The sequence below is a fragment of the Chengkuizengella sediminis genome (assembly GCF_010078385.1).
In the GTDB taxonomy this organism is placed as follows: domain Bacteria; phylum Bacillota; class Bacilli; order Paenibacillales; family KCTC-33759; genus Chengkuizengella; species Chengkuizengella sediminis.
Genome location: NZ_SIJC01000014.1, coordinates 25,938 through 47,833, shown reverse-complemented (window position 1 = coordinate 47,833; position 21,896 = coordinate 25,938). Strand labels below are relative to the sequence as shown.

The window sequence follows — 21,896 nt, the reverse complement described above, 5'->3', positions numbered from 1 at the left end:
TCGTTATTGAGGGTTTGATTCATCACCTTTGTAACCTTTATCTCTTTTTAAATCTTCATGTTTGCGATCTTCATGTTTCTGATGTAACTGCTGCGCATGGAAGCTGTTGACTGGATTTTCCTCTAAATCCTCAATAACATTTTCTAAATTTTTATCTAAATTGGATTTCTGTTTTGTCACTTTAAAACCTCCACTATAAATTTTCATAGTTCTTAGTATAGAGTGGATTAGCATCATTTTTTTTATACATTATTATTTCCTCAATCGTCTAAAGAACTTTTTTAATAAATCACTGCACTCTTCTTGCAACACACCTGTAATGACTTCTGTTTGGTGATTAAAACGTTCTTCTTGCAGTAGGTTCATCAAAGTACCTACACAACCTGCTTTTGGATCGGAGGCACCATATATAACTTGTTCAACTCTGGATTGTACTATCGCACCCGCGCACATAGCACAAGGCTCTAATGTAACATAAAGGGAACAATCTAATAATCGCCAAGCTTGCAAATAATCACTTGCTTCACGAATAGCTATCATTTCAGCGTGAGCAGTGGAATCAAAGCTTGTTTCTCTTAAGTTATGTCCTCTGCCGATAATTTTATTTTTCCACACCACCACGGCTCCAATAGGGACTTCGTTTTTGGATTCAGCAATTTTTGCTTCTTTAATTGCCTCCAACATAAACTGCTGATGGTGATTTGTATTTGTTAACATGTGGATACCTCAATTCTGATAGTCTATTATGTACAATTGTTCACAGGTTGTGGATAAAGCTGTGGACAACCACTGAATAGTAGGTGAAAGATGTGAATAAAGTAATAAGTATTGTGTATATTTTATTGGAAAGCTGTGTGGAAAATCAAATATGGAATGACAATACCATTAGAATGCAATTACTTTGTAGTGTAGACTAAATCCCTAAATCTTTCCTTCCATGGAGACACAGCATCTAAAGTTTCAAACACCTCATCGAATTTATTTATGTAAAGTGTTTGTATTACTCTAGCGTATTCAATGCATCCCGAGTCTTGGATGATCTGATTTGTTTCGTCTTTTTTTACAAGAAATTCTTCTTTAGTTATCTCACCTTCATAATATTGTTTGATAATTGGAAATTCATCGTTATGTTTTAACAAATATAATACTGGTAGTGTTCTTTTTTTGTGGAGTAAATCGTTTTTTTGATCCGTAATAAGTATATCGTTCATATCATTTTCTAACTGATGGATAATACCAGCGATTGCTGCTAATTCATCTAGTATTTTTGTAAGATTTGAATCATTATTTTCTATAGATGAATAACCCATATAACAAGCCAATCTAATTAATGAGCTAGATTTTTGCTCAAGCATAAAGAAATATTCTTCTTCAGTAGATATAGTGTTTTGGATATCTAATTGTTGACCATGAATAGATTGAATAATAAGGTCGTTTACTTTACTAACTGACAAAGCTGTAGGTTTGCCCTCAAATATTTTATTTAGTTCTCCAATTGCCCTCAACACGATTGTTAATACGGTATTAAACATGTAATCCTTAGGATGCTGCATCCATGGTTTAGTTAAATGATCCTGATCTTGAATGTCATCTAAAATATCAGAGGCTAAAAATATCAATTCTGTAATAGCAGCCACTTTATAAATATGATCAGACTTTCCACCAAACATTCTGTGACTATATAAGGTCAGCTTTGACCAGTGCATATCATATTTAGTTTGTTCATTTATGAATGATAATACTAATTCTTTTAATTCTGATACGTGATCGTATTGAGAAATCATTTCGCTCATTTCTTTATGTACTTTTGTTAACATGAATCAGTACTATCCCCCTACGTTAATTGTTCTTTGTTTTCATTTGAACGAATTTTTCTATCGCTTGTACTTTTGTTTTTACATTTAATTTTCCATATATTTTTTTTAAATAATTATCTACAGAACGTTTACTGAGATGGATTTCATCTGCAACTTGTTCATGCGTAGCCCCTTTAACTATAAGGGTCATAATTTTAATCTCATCATCATTTAATTTACTTTCAATAGGATTATGATTTATACTCATCATCCTCATTTGATGGTACATAGAAATGGGCAACATCGTATGCCCGTCTAAAATACAATTAACCATATTCATAATTGTGGTTTCACTGGATTCTTTAGAGATAATTCCACATACTTTTAATTCAATTAATTTATTAGTGAGATCCGTAATGTCGATTCCAGAGAAAATGATGATTAATGTATTTGGAAATTTTTCTCTAATTTGTTCAGCAATTTCAACACCTGTCATATCAGGGAGTCGGTAATCTAAAAAGACAATTTCTGGTTGATGTAATGCCATCAGTTCTAAACATTGTTTACCATTATAAGCCATGTCAATGACTTGAATGAATTCATTTTTTTCTAGTAAATTTTTTGTAGCTTTTGCAACTAAAGGATGGTCATCTACGATTAAAACATTTTTTTTATTTGTATTCATGCTGATTTCTCCTCCTTATTTGGCAGGGTAATCCAGAATTTAGCCCCTTTACCGATACTAGATTCAACCTTAAATTGACCATTTAAATATAAAACACGACTTTTTATTTGTTCCATTCCCATTCCTGATTTAAGTGTGTCTTGTTCTTTATTTATTTGTTCATTAAATCCGATTCCGTTATCTTCAAATTGAAGTTGTATTTCATGATTCATAATCTGAAGTGATATATTTACTTTTGTAGCTTGTGCATGTTTTTTTGTATTTGTAATCATTTCTTGAATCATTCGAAAGATATGACTTTTAGTATCGCTATTTCTTTTTTCAATTTGGTATTCATCCCCTATACTAAACTCAATTTCAAATGTATTCATCTCCGATTCTTGTTGAATTAGTTTTCTAATAGCATGAATTAGACCAGCTTCTTGCAGTAAATAAGGGTGCAGCTCAAAACAACTTTGCCGCAAATTGACGTTAATAATTTCTACGTAACTAACTATGTTTTTAATTTCATTGGCATGTTTATGATTTATATCGTTCGTTTCTATTAATGCATTTAATCTTCTTTTTAAGAAAAATAAATCTTGCATCGTAGTATCATGAAGATCAGTTGCAATTCGTACACGTTCTTTTTCTTGCAATTCAAACATAAATTTACGAAACCATAAAAATTCATTTGCTGTTTTTTCATCAGGAATCTGTACGGCTAACTGTTCTAGCTTCATCGTTAGTTTACGTATCAAATAGAGATTTTCTAAATTAACGGCCAAGTAAGTTATGATTAAGTTTATCCATTGGCTTTCTTCCATCCCAATCACTGTATTTGTTTTTTTCTTTGTTAGAACTAAGTAACTTGTGTATTCCTCGTGGTCAGTAATTTCAAAACATATGTAGTCATGGTTTACTTCACTAGTTTCTATCATTTTTGTTGCTTTGTTTAAATCGATATCTCCCTCGCTTATGGTTTCAATTGAATCATTATATTTAAATATAATAGCCCCACCAAATACATTCATTGTTTTAACAATATCCACGAGTGTAATATCTTTTAATTCATGAAAACTAGATATAGATCTAAGATTTTGTGATATTTTTTTAAGTGCATTATTTAAATAATATCTCTTAGGAAAAATAATTCGTTGAAATTTAGTAGTAAGGTATTCAAAAGAATATAGTAGTAATGATAATATAAAAGTAGTAATGATAAAACTGACTATGTAATGTGAATTTAAAAGGCTATTAGTGTAGGTAAGTTCGTTAGAAAATACTATAATTCCGCTAGGAATGATTGAAATAATAATTGTAAATAAAAAACGTCTGAATATAATTTCAATATCGTAGAGTTTTTTCGATATAAGTAAATAAGCAAAAGATAGGGGGAATAACAAGCCGAACCAACAAGTGTAAATCGAACTTATCCATTCTTTACCTGATAATAAATCTGGCAAAAATGAGAAGATACTGAATGGAAAAGTAGATATTAGAAGAGAAATCCAGATAGTTTTTATTAGGGTAGAAACATATTTTTCTTTTTTTCGATATTTTAAGTAGAGTATTGTTAGATTAAGAAAAATGATTAAAACACTAAATAAAAAATATAACATTATTATGTTTCGAATAATACTAAACATTTCATAAATATTTGAAAGAGGTAAATAAAACATAATTTGTGGAAAAATTGTAATGATAATAAAATAATATAGATATATGTGTATTTTTCTGATAGGAAGTATAGTATCTGCTTTTTCTTTAAATAAAATATATAAAAAATGAAGAAATAATATAGGTATAAGTCCTACGGTTGTTAAATTAAATATTATCCCTAAAGTATCTCCACGAGTCGATGCTCCTAAGCTGGTAAAAATAATTGCTATTGTTACGAAAATTAATGATAACAATCTTGCTGCTTTTGAATTATATACATTTTTATATAAAATATAAGCTACTAAATAACAAAAAAATACACTGATAAAAGAAATAATATCAAATCTTGAAAGATGGTAATAGTCAGTAGGTATTACTTCAAACTTTACTCCATCTCTTATAATTAATATACTTTCAAATTGTTCAACAGTCCTCCACTTTTGAATCGTATAATAGTTATTAGAGTCACTATTATTGACTTTATGGATGATATCTCCGACTTCTAATCCAAAATTATTACCTATTGAATTTATTTGTTCTACATACCATGTGTTTTCTAATGATTTATTTATAATAATAGAACTATTAGGGAAATTAAGAGTTATGTAAAAAAACCAAATTTGAGATATTAAAACAAAGATAATGAGTGTTTTTTTAGATAGTTTTTTTAACATTATTGAGCCTCCTAGATAAATATTATTTCAGTTATGTGGAAATATGAAATATATCATTATTCATTAAAATTATGTTGATAGTTAATTCCTTGGAATAAGGTATAATAGAATCTATACATAGAAAGTGAAGTGATTATTTTGTATATTAATTGGTCACCAGAATTACACATTATAATTAATAAATTAAAGAAATGTGAAACCCAACAACTAGAAGTTATAATTGATAGTTTGCATTTACCTAATAAAGAGAAAAATTCCATAATAGAAATATTTATGAAGGGAGATAAAAAAGTGAATAATTTTTGGCCAACATAGTTTATTTATTAATGTATTTTCTATAGATTAGGTATTTTGATGGAAAATCTAACTCCATTTCCCATGGTAGATATTATTTTTAAATGGCCATTTACATCACTTGCTCGATATCTAATCTGCTCCAAACCCATTCCTTTTAATTTACTTAAATTGCTTTTTGAAGGGTTATAGTCAAAACCGACCCCATCGTCTTCATATATTAAAGTGAGTAGTTGATCTAGTCCTTTAATCTCCAGATATACATTTGATGCCTCTGCATGTTTCTTTGTATTATTAATAAGCTCTTGAATAATACGAAAAATATGTTGTTTTACTTCTATTTTACTACTTTCTATAATATCAGCATTCTTAGTTATAAACTTAATAATGAAAGTATTCATTGCTTTTTCTTGATCTACTAATTGCTCAATTGCATTAATTAAACCTGTTTCTTTAATTAAGTAAGGATTGAGTTCAAAAAAGTTTTGTCTTAAACCTATATTTATCATGTCTACAAAATTAATAATATTTTTCAGTTCTTGATTCAATTCTTTTGAAGTATTTTTTTCGACTAATATAGATATTTTTCTCCTTAATAGTAATAAATCCTGCAAGGTTGAATCATGTAAATCAATAGAAATATGAAATCTCTCTTTTTCTTGTAGTTCAAAAGCATATTTTCTAATAAAATATATATTTTCTAAACTAACTTTCATATAGGAAATAATAAGATTCATCCACTGTGTTTCTTCTAATCCTAATATTGAGTTGTTTTTTTTCTTTGTAAGTATCATATAACTTGTATATTCTTGATGTAGATTTATTTGAAATATAGAATATTCAGGAGATTCTTCATTTAAAGCTGAATCTAATAATTTTTCCACTTCGTTAATATTAATATTACCTACATGAATGGTTTCAGTTTTATCCTTATATTTTAATATAATAACTCCTCCATGTACTTGAAACAGATCGATAATATCTGTTAAGATTTGCTCTTTTAAATCACGAAAGTTTGTAATAGAAGCAAGTTTTTCAAGAATATGATCCAATGATTTTTGATAACCACGACGATGTGGAAATATAGTATTTTCTAATTTTAAAAGGATAAACTTTATTGAAAACAATGATAAAAATAAGGTGATTAAAGTACAAATAAAAGCTATTACTACATATTGAATTGTAATTCTTAGGTCGAATATAATTGATATGAAAAACACGATCAAAATACTAGGTACAATAGAAAAAGCTAGTGTGAATATTATTCTTCTTATAACAACATCAATATCTAAAATTTGTTTTGAAAGAATTAGATAAGCAAATGTTGTGGGAAAGAAAAAGAAAAAGAAGACTGTATAAAATGGATTAACCCAATATACTCCAAATAGTAAGTCAGGTAAAAATGAAAGCAAACTAAATGGGGCCGAAGTAATAAATAAACAAAACCAAATGATTTTAATTAATGTAGAGGTATAAGTCTCTTCTTTACGATATTTAAAGTAAATGGTTAACAAATATATAAAGTTTATTAGTAAGCCTAATAAAAAAAATATCATTGCAAAGTTCCTTGTTATTATATAGAAGTAGTATGTATATGGAGTGTAAAAAAAATCTAATAATTGAAAGAGAAAAACTAATATTATAACAAGATATAAATATTTAAAAATTTTTGTGGGTGTTTGTTGTACTTCAGTTTTTTCTTTAATTAGTACAAATAGGAACTGTAAAAATAATATAGGAATAGTCATTGTGCTAGAAACAAGTACTATTTTTGCAAGTATATCTGCCCTTATAGAAGCATTGACTGCAATAAATGTCAGACCACTGGTAAAAAATATAAATGACAAGAATCTTGTCGATTTTAATTGGGGCATTTTTATCATTAGTAGAATAGCTTGAAAATAACAAAAAATCCCACATATTAAAGGTACTAAGCCATAAAGAGCAGAGCTAGAGATTTGACTGGCTTTAACTTCAAAAACACGATCATTTCTTGATAATAACAAATGATCAAATTGTCTTACAATTTTCCACTTTTGAATAGAATAGTGTTCACTAGCCTCCTCATGATTTACTTGTAAGACTTTATCCCCAATCTTAATACCATTTAAAGATTCTATATTTTTAATCCTTACATTTGTAATGATCCATTGATTATTATCATTTTTTTCTACTTCAATTCCAGTATAAGGATATTTAATGGTCAGAAAAACGAACCAACATTGAATGGCAATAAATATTGTAATTAATATTGTGATTAATATCTTTTTATTCAACTGGATAGTCCCCATTTCTGTTCCTCTTCCATTGGAAACGTCATATGAATTTGAACACCGTTACCTACATTGGACTTTATTTTTAATTTACCATTTAAATCTATGACACGGTATCGAATTTGATCTAAACCTGATTCAGGTCGTTTAGTAGAATCTTTTGATCTCTGTTTAACATCTAAACCAATTCCATCATCTTCATAAATCAATCGAAGAATTTGTTCTTTTGTTTTAAAAGTAATATTTACTTTAGCAGCTTGAGCATGTTTTATGGTGTTATTAAGAAGTTCTTGTATAATGCGGAATAGTTGACGTTTTTCTTCTATATTATAATTTTCTATCTCCTTGATTTCTATGAAGTTAATTTCTAGATCATGGGTTAAATGAAGTTGATCAATAAGTTTATGAACGGCTTGATTTAACCCCATATCCTGAATAGTATACGGATACAATTCAAAACACCCTTGTCTTAAACTCAAGTTGATGATATCTATATAATCTAAAAGGTTAGCTATTTCTTTTTTATCTTCAGTATTTGTGTTTTCATTACCAACTACTGCCCCTAACCTTCGTTTTAAAAAGAATAAATCCTGCATTGTAGAATCGTGTAGGTCTGTAGCAATTCGAAATCTTTCTTTTTCTTGTAATTCAAAGCGTAATTTGCGTAAATAATAAGTATTCTCCAAACATATTTTTAAGTAGGAACATATTAGAAACAACCATTGTTTTTCCTCTAGCCCTAATACAGTATTATTTGTTTTTTTGGTTAAAACTAAATAACTTGTATATTCGTTATGTCGATTTATTTCATAACTAGTATAGAAGGGATGTTCATCTAAATTTTTTGGAGTTTTTAATAAGTTTTTAATTTCTTTTACATCAATTGTCCCTTCACTGATTGATTCGTAATTATTTTTATAAATTAAAATAAGAGCGGCGCCATGTACTTTATACAATTGAATAATCTCGGGTAATATGATGGATTTAAATTCGTGAAAGTTAGTGATTGTACCTAACTTTTCAACAATACGATTTAATCTCATTTTTAAAGTATGTTTTTTGGGATAAATCCATTTTTCAAATTTATTTGTAATATAACTTGTTAAAGCTAAGGTCAGAAATAAAATAAAAGAAGTTGAAGTGAGAGCTAAGGCCAGTTGATGAGTAGACAAATCAGGTTTGAATAAATACATAACTATTGTAATAATGAAAGTACTGGGAAGAAGTGAAAAACAAATAATAAATAATATTCTACGTGTAATGACATTTAGATCGTATACTTGTTTGGTAATAATTAAATAGGAAAATGAAAAAGGAAAAAAAAGAATAAACCAAGTCGTATAAATTGGTTCAATGATGGCTTTTCCTGTAATTATAAACGGAAGATAAGAAAAAATACTAAGGGGTGCAAATGATAAAAATAATGATACCCATATTGATTTAATTAAAGTAGAAGCATATGTTTTCTCTTTTCGATGAATAAAGTAAAGTTTTGTCAATATTATAAAAATAGATAACAAACCAAACAAAACATAACACATCACGAAAAATCCAATGATGTCGTACATGAAATATATTACAGATGAATCAGTAAAAAAAATAAGTTGTGGGAATATAGAGATGAAAATAAAAAATATTAAAAATTTATTATATTTTGTAGATAAGATTATATTTGTTTTCTCTTTCAAAAAAACCGACAAAAAATTAATAAATAATATTGGTAGGCACATAACTAACGTATAAACAAATATCAATCCAATTGCATCCCCACGACTAGAAGCACCTGTGCTAATAAATGCCATAGCAATAACCATAAGAAGATAGGACAAGTATTTTGCAGATTCATAATGGAATGTATACTTGTAAAGTAGAAAGATTAATAGAAAACAAGGAAATAAACTAATAAGAGGTAATATGTCATAAGTTGATAAACTTAGGAATGTATGATTAAGCACCTCCAATGTTTCACCATCACGTAACACTAAAATTTGTTTAAATTGCTCCAATCCGTGGAATTTATAAATAGAAAAATGATCGTTGACATTTTTGTGATCCACCTCCACGATGATATCTCCTACTTTTAATCCTATATCAACATTTTCACTTTCAAATCTCTCAATTACCCACTCATTCTGTTCTGTTTTTTCTAAAATAACACCTGTGAAAGGATAACTAAAAGTAATATAAATAAACCAAGCTTGCGTTATGAAGATTAAACTTATTAGTAATATGACGATGAGCTTTTTCGGCATGTAATAAACCTCCATAACGATATAAAATATTCATTGTAATATATTTTTAAAAATTTAATAGACTTTAATAATAAACTAAATAGTCAATCTACTGGTAGATGTTGTAATCATATTATATTGGATATACGAGTTAATGAAAGTTAATAACGCAAAGTTTGCATTTTAATGAAACAAGTTTACGCTGAATTTTCGTCCTACTTTACTTATAATTACCATTAACAGGAATTAATTTGAAGCACATACAAACCGTTATTAATTTTTATTTCTTTGAAGGAGGAATACAAGACAATGCATAACTTAAGTGATCTACGTTTAATTGAATGTTTCTTAGAGGCTAAGGAATTCAATTTAGATCAGAATTTTATTTGCCTTCTGTATGAAGAAATAAAAAGAAGAAATATCAATATTCATGATGAGGTGTGCGTTTAAATTTAATTTTTGAAAGTTCTACCAGCAAGGATGTATCTCCCATAGATGGAGATGGAGCGACTGAGGGAATCGCTTCATCTTCTATTTTTTTGTCTTTTTATATGTTTTGGCATATTGTTAAGTTTTATGGGCTGTGTAAAGATGACAATACACTTTGACTACTATATAATAGTGGAAGTGATTTTGTGGGTTGTTTATAAATTGAATGGAGTTGACATAGATGGCTTTAAAAGCAGGAATTGTTGGATTACCTAACGTTGGTAAATCGACACTATTTAACGCAATTACGCAAGCAGGTGCGGAATCAGCGAATTACCCTTTTTGTACGATCGATCCAAACGTAGGTGTGGTGGAAGTACCTGATGAAAGGTTATTCAAATTAACAGAGCTTGTTAACCCGAAAAAGGTGGTTCCAACTGCATTTGAATTTGTAGATATAGCGGGACTAGTAAAAGGAGCAAGTAAAGGTGAAGGTTTAGGAAATAAATTTCTTGCCAACATCCGTGAAGTAGATGCGATTGTACATGTTGTTCGTTGTTTTCAAGACGAAAATATCACTCATGTATCTGGAACGATTGATCCAATCAGTGATATCGAAACGATCAATTTGGAATTGATTTTAGCAGACATTGAATCTGTGGAAAGAAAAATCGATCGCTCACGTAAAAATATGAAAGGTGGGAATAAGCAGTACGCAGCTGAAGTAGAATGTTTAGAGAAAGTAAAAGCTGTGTTATATGAGGATAAACCCGCCAGAAGTATAGAATTAACGGATGATGAGAAATTATTGATTCGTGACCTTCATTTATTAACAATGAAACCTGTATTGTTTGCAACAAACGTAGGTGAAGATGAAGTAGGTCAAGAAGATAATGAATTTGTAATCAAAGTGAAAGAACTGGCTGAACAAGAAGGTGCTGAAGTAGTAGTGATCAGTGCGAAGGTTGAATCTGAGATTGCTGAGCTTGAAGGCGAAGACAGAGAGATGTTCTTAGAAGAGCTTGGGATTACGGAATCAGGGTTAGATCGTTTAATTAAAGCAGCGTATCGATTACTTGGGTTAGAAACTTATTTCACAGCAGGTGAACAAGAGGTAAGAGCTTGGACCATTCGTCAAGGGACAAAAGCGCCTCAAGCAGCGGGTGTTATTCATACGGATTTCGAGAGAGGTTTTATTCGTGCCGAGGTTGTTGCTTATCATGATTTAGTAGCTTGTGGTTCCATGGGAGCTGCTCGTGAAAAAGGCTTGTTAGGATTAGAAGGTAAAGAGTACGTTGTCAAAGATGGCGATATTATGCATTTTAGGTTTAATGTGTAAGTTGACATCATGAACCCAATTTAATAAAATTTTTAGAATAAATAGAAAAATGGTTGCTTTACATTATTAATGTTAAAGTGAATAGATATTTAATACGCTAAAAAGGGGTGGACATTTATGCTAGATCGACTCCAGTCTTTGGCTGATCGCTATGAGAAACTAAGTGAATTATTATGTGATCCAGACGTAGCCAATGATGCGAAAAGATTAAGAGAATTGTCTAAAGAACAATCTGATTTACAAGAAGTGTATGAAGCATACACAGAATATAAATCTGTAATAGAACAATATGAAGAAGCCAAGTCCATGCTCAATGAAAAACTAGATGATGAAATGCGTGATTTAGTTAAAATGGAGCTTGATGAATCTTCAACTAGAAAAACAGAACTAGAGGAAAAGATTCAAATTCTTTTACTTCCTAAAGATCCTAACGATGATAAAAATGTTATTGTAGAAATTCGTGGAGCAGCAGGTGGCGATGAAGCTGCGTTATTTGCAGGAGATCTTTATCGGATGTACTCAAGATATGCTGATTTACAAGGATGGAAAACAGAAATACTTGAAGCCAATGTCAACGATTTAGGTGGATTTAAAGAAATTATTTTTATGGTAAAAGGAAAAGGCGCATATAGCAAACTGAAGTTTGAAAGTGGTGCGCACCGTGTTCAAAGAGTACCAACGACTGAATCTGGTGGACGTATTCATACTTCTACAGCAACAGTAGGTGTGCTGCCTGAAGCGGAAGATGTTGAAATAGATATTAAGGACAATGATATTCGAGTGGATACATTTTGTTCAAGTGGAGCAGGTGGACAGTCCGTAAATACAACTAAATCTGCTGTGCGTGTTACACATGTGCCTACTGGCATCGTGGCAACCTGTCAGGATGGTAAATCACAAAACTCTAATAAAGAAATGGCTTTGAAAGTATTAAGAGCAAGAATTTCAGATAAAATCCAACAAGAAGAGCAAGCGAAATATGCAGATGAGCGTAAAAGCAAAGTTGGAACAGGTGATCGAAGTGAAAGAATTCGCACTTATAATTTCCCTCAAAGTCGTGTAACAGATCATCGTATTGGTTTAACTTTGCATAAGTTGGATCAAGTTTTATCAGGTGAAATAGAAGAGGTTGTTGCTGCTCTTACTGTAGAAGCACAAGCGGAATTAATGGAAAATGAGGAAGGTTAATATGAGTCAACAAATGTCCGTTAGAGAAGCCTTTTTAGAGGCTTCTTCTTTTTTAAAGGAAACAGATAGTAAAAATACGCAAGAACCTTCACAGGTTTGCAGATGGATGTTAGAAGCATTGTTAGAATGGAAACATAATGACTTTTATTTGCGTTGGCACGAACCTTTCCCAATAGACAAAAAACAGAAGTGGAAGGACATGTTGAATAGAAAGGCAGAGGGCGAACCTGTTCAATATATTACAGGAAGCCAAGAGTTTTATGGACTAGACTTTAAGGTTACCCAATCGGTGTTAATTCCAAGACCAGAAACGGAAATTCTAGTTGAAAAATTGATGCAAGAATGTAGACAATTATGGCCAGATAGTGAACCTGTTATAGCAGATATTGGTACAGGTAGCGGTATAATTCCCATCACTTTAGCTGTACACAATCCTTCGTGGAAATTGGTAGCTGTCGACATATCAGATCAGGCGATTGAGGTTGCAAAACAAAATGCCATAAAACACAATGTCATGGATCAGATAGAATTTGTACATGGTGACTTGCTGCGTCCGCTTATTGAAAATAAAAGAAAGATTGATGTTCTTATCTCTAATCCTCCATACATTCCTTCACAGGATATGAAAGAATTACAAATAGAAGTAAAGGATTATGAACCCTCAAATGCATTGGATGGAGGCGGAGATGGACTGTATTTCTACGAAAAAATGATTAGACAGTTAAGTGATTTGTCTGTATATCCAAAAATCATCGGATTTGAGGTTGGACAAGGACAAGCAAATCAAGTAGCAGAATGGTTACAGTCATTGGATCAATGGAATGAAGTTTATATCGTAAATGATTTAGCGGGTATAGGGAGGCATGTGGTAGCAAGCGGACCTTATTAAAAAAACAAAGAACGCAGAAAAGAGTATTATTCTCTATACCGCGTCCGTAAAATGTAATCAACTCAAAGATAAGCTTATTCCCCACTAGATTAATGGTTTGAATTTCATGATTGCAAAGCATAATCTGCTGATTTTATCGCGTGAATTTTAGTCGTATCAAACACTGGAACGTTTATATCATCTTCATTTATTAACATAGTGATCTCAGTACATCCAAGAATGATTCCTTCTGCACCGTTATTTATAAGTTTCTTAATAATATCTAAGTATTGTTTTTTGGAGTTTTCATCGACTTTTCCTAAACAAAGTTCATTGTAAATCGTATCATGAACTATTTTTCTATCCGTTTCATCTGGAACGATAACTTCTAAGTCATAATTAGATAGTCTGTTTTTATAAAAATCATGCTCCATTGTAAAATTTGTAGCTAATAATCCTACTTTTTTTATACCTGCCGATTTAATCTGATTACCTGTTAAGTCCGCAATATGCAATAAAGGTATTGAAATGGAATCCTGAACTTCAGGTGCCATTTTGTGCATCGTATTCGTACAGATGACTAGGAAATCAGCGCCACCTCTTTCTAATTGTTTAGCTGCATCGATAAGTTCCGTTGTTGCCTCTTCCCACTTTCCTTCATATTGCAAATCTTTAAAAACTTGAAAATCTACAGAACACATCATACTTTTTGCAGAATGAAGACCACCTAGTTTTTCTTTTACTCTTTCGTTAATTAGTTTGTAATAAATTGCAGATGATTCCCAACTCAAACCACCAAGTAACCCTATCGTTTTCATCCATTTTCCTCCTCTAATGAAATTGTTGATTCAAAATAAAAAATTGTAAGATTTACTCATCATGTTCTTGGAGTTCCATTAATTTATAAACATTTTGTAAAGGTCCTATCCAGTTTTGTTTCATAATGTTGGATGCTTTTTCCCTATCATGTTCAAGAAAGGCATCAATAAGTAATCTGTGTTCATTGATTGAATCTTCCTTTGACACGATATCTTGTCTTAAAAATAAATACTTCAATCGGCGAACATGAAGGTCCAGGATAGAACAAAAATGAGTAATGTATGAGTTATCAGCTAGATCAATAATAAAATTATGAAATTGTTCATCTGTTTCCATCGCTTTATATGGTTCTTTTAATTGAATGGCTAATTCAAACTGATGATTGATTTCTTTTAGTTCTTCAATTTTTTCAACCGATATGGATTCTGCTATTTCTTCTGCTGCTAATGCATGTAAAGTAGCTAAAGGGGGATATATTTTTTTAACATCCTCTTTTGTGATTGTTGTTACTTTAGTTTCTTTCCCAGGACGCATTTCAATGAGTCCTTGTGTTTCAAGCAATAATAAGGCTTCTCTTACAGGCGTTCGGCTAATACCTAATGCTTCAGAAATTTCAGCATCGTATATTTTTTCACCGGGTTCCAGTGTACCCTCTATGATCCATCTCTGAATTTGATTAAGCGCTCTTTCTTTAGCTGTGATCCGTGATGGAGAAGCAAAATTCTTTGGTATTGGCATCGAACTAACACTTCCTTTTTCGCTGTTATATGCAATATATCGCATATATATATTTATGTCAACGCATCAATTTATTCATAATTGATTGAATCGATAGATTCATAGATTCATAGGTTTAACTCTGTCTTTCAATGGACAAACTAAGTGATAGATCATATACAAAGGGAGCGAAGTTCTAATGTTAAAACCCTCCAAATGGAAATCATATATTTATCTTAGTTTTGTCCTTATTATGTTATTTATGAATTGGGAGTATCAACAGGCTCATGCAACTTTAATTGAAAACACAATTCCAGAGGAGTCCATTCGACTAAGAATTTTAGCGAATTCAGATTCACCTCGGGATCAGTGGATTAAAGGGGAGATTCGTAATGAAATTGTAAACTATATGAATGATTGGGTGATTAAACCCAACCAAATTACGGATGCAAGAGAAATGGTTTTGTCCCATATGAATCAAATAGAAGCACTTGTAGGGAAGGTATTAAAAGAAAACGGATTTGGAGAATCATATTCTGTTGAGTTAGGACAATTTGATTTTCCTACGAAAATGTATGGTAATAAAGTGTACCCTGCTGGAGATTATGAAGCGTTACGAGTCATTATAGGTGAAGGACAAGGTCAGAATTGGTGGTGTGTTCTTTTTCCACCTTTATGTTTTGTTGATGTAACAACTGGGGAAGCCATACCACAAGAAGATGTAAATAAAAATCAGGATGAAGTGGAAATAAGCAGTTCGTCAGAAACAAAAGAACAACCTGAGGCTCGGTTTTTTCTTTGGGATTTAATTGTAAGTATTACAAACTCTATTAAAGAGGTATTTGCTTAAATGGCAACATACAAAGTATAATTCTATATTATATTTACTTAATAAGAGGACATTATAAAGCATGGAAACAATTTATTGGAAATTAAATAAGGAAATAAAAGAAAAAGAAGCTGCTTCCGTTATTCAAGAAGCTGCATCAGAAATTAAAAAGGGAAATATCATTGCTTTCCCAACTGAAACGGTATACGGATTAGGAGCGGATGCTACGTCTACTGAAGCCGTTAGCAATATATTCCAAGCTAAAGGCAGACCCTCTGATAATCCATTAATCGTGCACATCTCAAATAAAAAACAATTACGAGATTTAGTGGCTTCTGTTAGTGACAAGGCAGAACAGATTATGGATCGTTTTTGGCCTGGACCTTTAACAGTTATATTCCCACTAAAAAAGGATGCTAAGCTTTCAAATAAAGTAACTGCTGGATTAGACACAGTTGCCATTAGAATGCCAGATCACCCTATCGCTTTGAAATTAATTGAAGAAGCAAATTGTCCCATTGCAGCACCTAGTGCGAATCGCTCAGGTAAACCAAGTCCAACTGAAGCAAAACATGTGAAAGAGGATCTAGATGGACGTATTAACGGGCTTATTGATGGAGGTGCAACAGGTGTTGGTATAGAATCTACTGTGATACAAATGAACGAAGACCATATTTATATTTTACGGCCAGGAAGTATTACAAAATCGCAGTTGCAAGACATTACTCCTTCTGTTGAGTTTTCATATGAAAAAGAGAATTCAGAGAAATCTCCGATTCATGAACAAATACCCCGCTCACCAGGTATTAAATATAAACATTATGCTCCAAATGGGTCATTAACCATTGTAAAAGGAGAAAATAAACAAAAAGTGAAGCAAACCATTCAGTCAGCAATTGATGAAGCGACAGAGCGTGGTGAAAAAACAGGTATACTCACTTTTATAGAAAGTGAAAGAGACTATGATGCAGATCTGGTTCTAACTTACGGTAGTCGAAGCCGAATAGATGAAACTGCACATGATTTGTACGCAGCATTAAGAATGTTTGATAAAAATAAAGTAACAACTATATTTGCTGAAGCTTGCTCTGAAGAAGGGATGGGGCTAGCTGTCATGAATCGTTTGATGAAAGCATCTGGAAATCAGGTGGTACAAGTATAGCATGTTTCACTTCATGTCCGCATATTGTTATAGAGGTTGTTCAAAAAGTCCCCTTTTGATCACGAAGTAGTTCTAATGAGAGATTTCGACATCGAATATTGCACTCACATTTGAAGTCCGGTGCTCATGTAACCAATTACTACACTCCGCTCCGGCTTCTGCATGTTCGCACAATCTTCTCGGTGCTCAAAAATAAACTTTTTGAACACTCACTTGAAAATAGTGGACATGGGGGAGATAACATGACAGCCGTTTCAGTTGAATTAGGCCAATTTATAACGATCTTAATTATGGCAATTGCATTAGGAATGGATGCTTTTTCATTAGGCGTAGGAATCGGAATGAGGGGAATACGGCTATTAGATATTTTTAAAATTAGTATTATAGTTGGCTCTTTTCACATCATGATGCCGCTTATGGGAATGTTTACTGGTAAATATGTGAGTACGATTTTAGGTGATGTGGCATTAATTGCGGGTGGGACTTTACTTGTATTATTAGGCTTACATATGTTATATAGTTCTATAAGGGGAGAGAAGGTTCAGGCTTTTGATCACAGTACATTGTGGGGACTATTGATATTTTCATTAAGCGTGAGTATTGATTCATTTTCAGTAGGAATTTCCCTTGGATTATTCTCCTCAGATATTATACTAACGGTATTATTATTTGGTATATTTGGAGGGACACTCTCTATATTAGGATTATTATTAGGAAGATCCATCTCCTTAAGCTTAGGTGAATATGGTGAGGCTATAGGGGGTATTATTTTGTTAGTATTTGGAATTAAGTTTTTAATATAATACTTTGAACAGACTAGGAGGACGATTTTCTTTTATGAAACATATTTTATTTGTTTGTACTGGAAATACTTGTCGAAGCCCCATGGCAGAAGGTATTTTTGCTGGATTAGTTCAGAGAGAAGGATTGGATATAGAAATTCGTTCGGCTGGAGTTCTTGCTATGGACAATTACACCATTTCTGAAAATGCTGCAAAAATATTAGAGGATAAGGGTTTATCAAATGATATTATCTCTAATAAAGTAACAGATGAATGGGTGAATTGGGCAGATTATATTTTTGCAATGACGATGAATCATAAACGCCATATCATAGAATACTACCCACAAGCAGCGGAAAAAACGTTTACTTTAAAAGAGTATGTTGAAGATAGTGTAGAAGTGATGGACCGTATTGTAGAAAGAGAAAAGTTAATAGCTGATTTACAGATGAAATTATCTCTAGGTCAAGAAATACCAAATCATTTAAAACAACAATTACTGGAATTGGAGTCAAACTTACCTAACTATGATATTGCGGATCCCTATGGAGGGTCGATTGTTGATTATAAAATGGTTGCAGAGGAAATTGAAGAGTACTTGAATAAACTTTTAATCAAATTAAAAACGGATTAAATAAGGCACGGTTATTTCGTAAAATGGGATTCAATCAAAAGAAATTTAGGCTCCATTATGTTGCATTATACGGTTGTAATTGTCAAATAATTACGCTATGATAACATTATACGTGAAGAATTCGGTGTAACTGGCGGCAAAGTGGAAATCACCACAATGGAGCATCGAGTAATACGGCCGGTCGCCTGGGCAGGAGCATAGACATATTTATGTCTGCTGCTCTTTTTTTGCACTTTGGGATCATACACCCTATCATTCACGAACTTTTGTTAAAGGAGAACGATCATAATGAAAATAGCAATTGGTGCCGATCATGGTGGATACCATCTCAAAAATGATATTAAAAATTTTATCATCAAGCTTGGTCATGAAGTGATAGATGTAGGTTGTGATTGTTCTGATTCAGTTGATTATCCAGACTACGCAATTCCCGTTTGTGAGAAGGTATTGAACGGTGAAGCAAACAAAGGGATCTTAGTATGTGGAACGGGTATTGGAATGTCCATTGCAGCGAATAAATATCCAGGTATTCGTTGCGCGTTAGTTCATGATACGTTTTCTGCGAAAGCAACAAGGGAACATAACGATACTAATGTGCTCGCTATGGGAGAAAGAGTTATTGGTCCTGGATTAGCCTTAGATATTGTGAAAATATGGATTGAAACAGAATTTTCAAATGAAGAAAGACATGTGAATCGAATTCAAAAAATGAATGTAATAGAAAAGGGATCCACTATACATCCTTAATGATTAGGGTGCGTGAAAACTTAAAATAAGAAACTCATCAACTATGGTGGTGAAAATCTTGATGAATAAACTAGAGAAAATGAGTAAACAGGTTGAAGAAATAACTAGGCAGCTCATTACAGCAGGGCACATCAGACCTCAGCAAATTATTGTGATAGGAACAAGTACCAGTGAGGTATTAGGTCAGCACATCGGAACGTCAGGTGCTGAAATGGTAGCTTCGGAAATCTATAAAGGTATCAAAGCTGTTCAAGAGGAATTTGGTTTTTATGCTACCTTTCAATGCTGTGAACATTTAAATCGAGCACTTGTTGTTGAAAGGGAAGTTTTACAACAGTATAATCTTGAAGAGGTTTCCGTTATTCCTGTCGCTAAAGCTGGTGGATCGATGGCCACTTTCGCTTATCAACATTTTGAAAATCCTGTACTAGTTGAAGAAATCAAAGCACATGCAGGGATAGATATTGGAGAAACTTTGATTGGGATGCATTTGAAACAAGTAGCAGTTCCTTTACGACCCAATATTCGTGAAATTGGAAAAGCTCGTGTAAATATGGCGATCACTCGTCCAAAATTAATTGGCGGACAAAGAGCCGTATATGAAATAAATAACAACACTAATCGTTGTAAATAAAATTTTAAGGGGATGTTATGAGGATGGAAAATTTACGTGGTCAAGATCCAGAGGTATTAAAAGCTTTAAATTTAGAATTGCGTAGGCAACGAGATAATATAGAGCTAATTGCTTCAGAAAACATTGTCACTCCAGCAGTTATGGAAGCAATGGGTACAGTATTGACCAATAAATATGCTGAAGGATATCCAAGTAAACGTTATTATGGTGGTTGCGAGCATGTTGATATCGTTGAAGATATTGCTAGAGACCGCGCTAAACAAATTTTTGGCGCTGAACATGCCAATGTTCAACCTCATTCGGGTGCCCAGGCCAATATGGCGGTTTACTTAGCAGCTTTAAAACCTGGTGATACAGTGCTTGGTATGAATCTAGCACATGGGGGCCATTTGACACACGGAAGTCCAGTGAATGCTTCAGGAATTTTATATAATTTTGTAGCTTATGGTGTGCGTGAAGATAATTTTATGATTGATTATGATGAAGTACGTAAATTAGCATTTAAACATAGACCAAGAATGATCGTTGCAGGTGCAAGTGCATATCCTAGAATCATTGATTTTGAAATATTAGGTAAAATTGCAAACGAAGTTGGCGCGTTAATGATGGTGGATATGGCGCATATTGCAGGATTAGTAGCCGCAGGACTACATCCAAATCCAGTACCTCATTCTCATTTTGTAACAACAACTACACATAAAACTTTAAGAGGACCAAGAGGTGGCCTGATTCTTTGTAAAGAACCTTGGGCAAGAGCAATAGACAAAGCAGTATTTCCTGGTTCACAAGGTGGCCCATTAATGCATGTTATTGCTTCTAAGGCCGTTGCTTTTGGTGAAGCTCTTCAACCTGAATTCAAAACTTACTCTGAAAATGTTGTGAAGAACGCTGCGATCTTAGCTGAAAGTTTACAAGCAGAAGGGTTAAACATCATTTCAGGTGGGACAGATAATCATTTAATTTTAGTAGATACTCGTAATTTAGATATTACGGGTAAGGTTGCTGAGAAAGTGTTAGATGAAGTCCAAATTACAGTGAACAAAAATGCGATTCCTTTTGACCCAACAAGCCCATTTGTAACAAGTGGTATTCGTATAGGTACACCAGCTGTAACAACAAGAGGAATGGATGGGGAAGCAATGAAATCAATCGCGACAATCATGGCGATGACGTTGAAAAACCCTGAAGATGAGACAGTGTTGGAAAAAGCTCGAGGCTTAGTAAAAGAGTTAAATGCTAAGTATCCATTGTATGAAGGTTTGACTTATTAATTAAATATATTAAAGATTATGAAATAAAAGGTGTTGGTTTTTAAAAATCATCACCTTTTTATTTTATAAATTCATATAATTCAAGAGAAAATCAATCTCTAAAGAAGGATTCTACGGCATCTTAGATTGTGATTTTTTATGTTTTTTTTCTCTTAAAAATATAATTAAAATTGATTAAAGTGGCAGGTCAGTCCTTAATTGGTCTTATTAAAAAAATGAATTTAAGGCAATCTAAAAATAAAACTTGAATTATATTCAAGTTTATTGTACTATTAATATAGTGAGTAAGGGGATCGGATTCCTTTAATTAAAAATGAATAGTGAAATTGGAAGTAGTCCACTAAAAGGAGTTTTGGTTATGTCTGATAAAATCCTAAATCTTATACTTAATAAGTTAGATCCATTAGAATCAGAAACAAAAGCAATACGAAAGGAATTCAAAACAGAAACAGAGTCGATTCGAAACGAACTGCGCACAGAGATAGGAACAGTAAAGAATGATATAAGCGAAATGAGAAATGAATTTCAATCAGAATTAAAATTTATACATATTGAAATGAACGAAATGCGTTCAGACATATCGGATATAAAACAAAGTGTGTATCGTCTTGAAGAAAGCCAACTTAAAAACATTTACGCTCTACTCAAAAATAATACAACAATGAAAGTTGATTCCTGTTATAATCATATTGGCGTACTTAATAAACGTTTGTTTAAAGCAGAAAGTCAAATTGAAGAGTTATTCAAATCATACAAATAAATTTCGGTGGTGACAGTTTTGTTAAAACAAAATAAACCTTAAAACATGCTAGATGATTGAATCTAGGATGTTTTTTTATGATTGGGAAAAGATAACAAATATATGAGGTGTAACAACAAGAAC

The 21,896-nt window shown here is 32.1% G+C and carries 21 protein-coding genes and 1 riboswitch; of the genes, 12 read left to right on the top strand and 9 right to left on the bottom strand.

The window, feature by feature from the left end; all coding sequences use genetic code 11:
- Positions 1–3: 3 nt before the first annotated feature.
- The 7 genes from EPK97_RS21440 to EPK97_RS19150 all read right to left on the bottom strand — a co-directional run bounded on the left by EPK97_RS21440 (position 4) and on the right by EPK97_RS19150 (position 9,615).
- Positions 4–180, bottom strand: coding sequence for a hypothetical protein (locus tag EPK97_RS21440; protein WP_338075738.1), 177 nt, complete (start codon positions 178–180; stop codon positions 4–6).
- 72 nt (positions 181–252) lie between these two features.
- The gene (tadA, locus tag EPK97_RS19175; RefSeq protein ID WP_162038249.1) at positions 253–717 is read right to left on the bottom strand and encodes a tRNA adenosine(34) deaminase TadA; all 465 of its coding nucleotides are present in this window, start codon (positions 715–717) and stop codon (positions 253–255) included.
- Positions 718–896: 179 nt separating this feature from the next.
- Positions 897–1,817: a polyprenyl synthetase family protein gene (locus EPK97_RS19170; protein WP_162038248.1), complete on the bottom strand. Its 921-nt coding sequence runs from the start codon at positions 1,815–1,817 to the stop codon at positions 897–899.
- 22 nt (positions 1,818–1,839) lie between these two features.
- Positions 1,840–2,481, bottom strand: coding sequence for a response regulator transcription factor (locus EPK97_RS19165; protein ID WP_162038247.1), 642 nt, complete (start codon positions 2,479–2,481; stop codon positions 1,840–1,842).
- Positions 2,478–4,796: a sensor histidine kinase gene (locus tag EPK97_RS19160; protein ID WP_162038246.1), complete on the bottom strand. Its 2,319-nt coding sequence runs from the start codon at positions 4,794–4,796 to the stop codon at positions 2,478–2,480. Before EPK97_RS19160 ends, EPK97_RS19165 begins: the two co-directional genes overlap by 4 nt.
- A gap of 335 nt (positions 4,797–5,131) precedes the next feature.
- Entirely contained in the window at positions 5,132–7,366 is a 2,235-nt protein-coding gene (locus EPK97_RS19155) for a sensor histidine kinase (RefSeq protein ID WP_162038245.1), read from the bottom strand.
- Complete coding sequence (locus EPK97_RS19150) at positions 7,363–9,615, bottom strand: sensor histidine kinase (RefSeq protein ID WP_162038244.1); 2,253 nt, start codon at positions 9,613–9,615, stop codon at positions 7,363–7,365. Before EPK97_RS19150 ends, EPK97_RS19155 begins: the two co-directional genes overlap by 4 nt.
- Positions 9,616–9,903: 288 nt before the next feature.
- Between EPK97_RS19150 and sda the strand changes: the two genes are divergently transcribed.
- From sda to prmC, 4 genes are all read left to right on the top strand, one after another.
- Positions 9,904–10,044: a sporulation histidine kinase inhibitor Sda gene (gene sda, locus EPK97_RS19145; RefSeq protein WP_162038243.1), complete on the top strand. Its 141-nt coding sequence runs from the start codon at positions 9,904–9,906 to the stop codon at positions 10,042–10,044.
- 220 nt (positions 10,045–10,264) lie between these two features.
- A complete protein-coding gene (gene ychF, locus EPK97_RS19140) occupies positions 10,265–11,362 on the top strand; it encodes a redox-regulated ATPase YchF (RefSeq protein WP_162038242.1) in 1,098 nt (365 codons plus the stop codon).
- A 117-nt stretch (positions 11,363–11,479) separates the two neighbouring features.
- Positions 11,480–12,550, top strand: coding sequence for a peptide chain release factor 1 (prfA, locus tag EPK97_RS19135; protein WP_162038241.1), 1,071 nt, complete (start codon positions 11,480–11,482; stop codon positions 12,548–12,550).
- A gap of 1 nt (position 12,551) precedes the next feature.
- The gene (gene prmC, locus EPK97_RS19130; protein WP_240903890.1) at positions 12,552–13,439 is read left to right on the top strand and encodes a peptide chain release factor N(5)-glutamine methyltransferase; all 888 of its coding nucleotides are present in this window, start codon (positions 12,552–12,554) and stop codon (positions 13,437–13,439) included.
- A gap of 104 nt (positions 13,440–13,543) precedes the next feature.
- On the opposite strand, the gene EPK97_RS19125 is transcribed toward prmC, so the two are convergent.
- Positions 13,544–14,236, bottom strand: a complete 693-nt coding sequence (locus EPK97_RS19125; RefSeq protein WP_162038239.1) for an aspartate/glutamate racemase family protein — start codon at positions 14,234–14,236, stop codon at positions 13,544–13,546.
- Between the two features lie 52 nt (positions 14,237–14,288).
- Positions 14,289–14,975, bottom strand: coding sequence for a GntR family transcriptional regulator (locus EPK97_RS19120; protein ID WP_162038238.1), 687 nt, complete (start codon positions 14,973–14,975; stop codon positions 14,289–14,291).
- Positions 14,976–15,153: 178 nt separating this feature from the next.
- Between EPK97_RS19120 and spoIIR the strand changes: the two genes are divergently transcribed.
- The 8 genes from spoIIR to EPK97_RS19080 all read left to right on the top strand — a co-directional run bounded on the left by spoIIR (position 15,154) and on the right by EPK97_RS19080 (position 21,773).
- A complete protein-coding gene (spoIIR, locus tag EPK97_RS19115; RefSeq protein ID WP_162038237.1) occupies positions 15,154–15,804 on the top strand; it encodes a stage II sporulation protein R in 651 nt (216 codons plus the stop codon).
- Between the two features lie 61 nt (positions 15,805–15,865).
- Positions 15,866–16,945, top strand: coding sequence for an L-threonylcarbamoyladenylate synthase (locus EPK97_RS19110; protein ID WP_162038236.1), 1,080 nt, complete (start codon positions 15,866–15,868; stop codon positions 16,943–16,945).
- Between the two features lie 242 nt (positions 16,946–17,187).
- Positions 17,188–17,748 (top strand): manganese efflux pump MntP, encoded by a 561-nt coding sequence (locus tag EPK97_RS19105; protein ID WP_162038235.1) that lies wholly within the window; start codon positions 17,188–17,190, stop codon positions 17,746–17,748.
- Positions 17,749–17,782: 34 nt separating this feature from the next.
- A complete protein-coding gene (locus EPK97_RS19100; RefSeq protein ID WP_162038234.1) occupies positions 17,783–18,361 on the top strand; it encodes a low molecular weight protein arginine phosphatase in 579 nt (192 codons plus the stop codon).
- Between the two features lie 116 nt (positions 18,362–18,477).
- Positions 18,478–18,559, top strand: a riboswitch (ZMP/ZTP riboswitch).
- Positions 18,560–18,649: 90 nt separating this feature from the next.
- Positions 18,650–19,108: a ribose 5-phosphate isomerase B gene (gene rpiB / locus EPK97_RS19095; RefSeq protein WP_162038233.1), complete on the top strand. Its 459-nt coding sequence runs from the start codon at positions 18,650–18,652 to the stop codon at positions 19,106–19,108.
- Between the two features lie 61 nt (positions 19,109–19,169).
- Complete coding sequence (locus EPK97_RS19090) at positions 19,170–19,742, top strand: TIGR01440 family protein (RefSeq protein WP_162038268.1); 573 nt, start codon at positions 19,170–19,172, stop codon at positions 19,740–19,742.
- Positions 19,743–19,765: 23 nt separating this feature from the next.
- Positions 19,766–21,013, top strand: coding sequence for a serine hydroxymethyltransferase (gene glyA, locus EPK97_RS19085; protein ID WP_162038232.1), 1,248 nt, complete (start codon positions 19,766–19,768; stop codon positions 21,011–21,013).
- A gap of 358 nt (positions 21,014–21,371) precedes the next feature.
- On the top strand, positions 21,372–21,773 hold the full coding sequence (locus EPK97_RS19080; protein ID WP_162038231.1) for a hypothetical protein: 402 nt from the start codon (positions 21,372–21,374) through the stop codon (positions 21,771–21,773).
- The last annotated feature ends 123 nt before the right edge of the window (positions 21,774–21,896 follow it).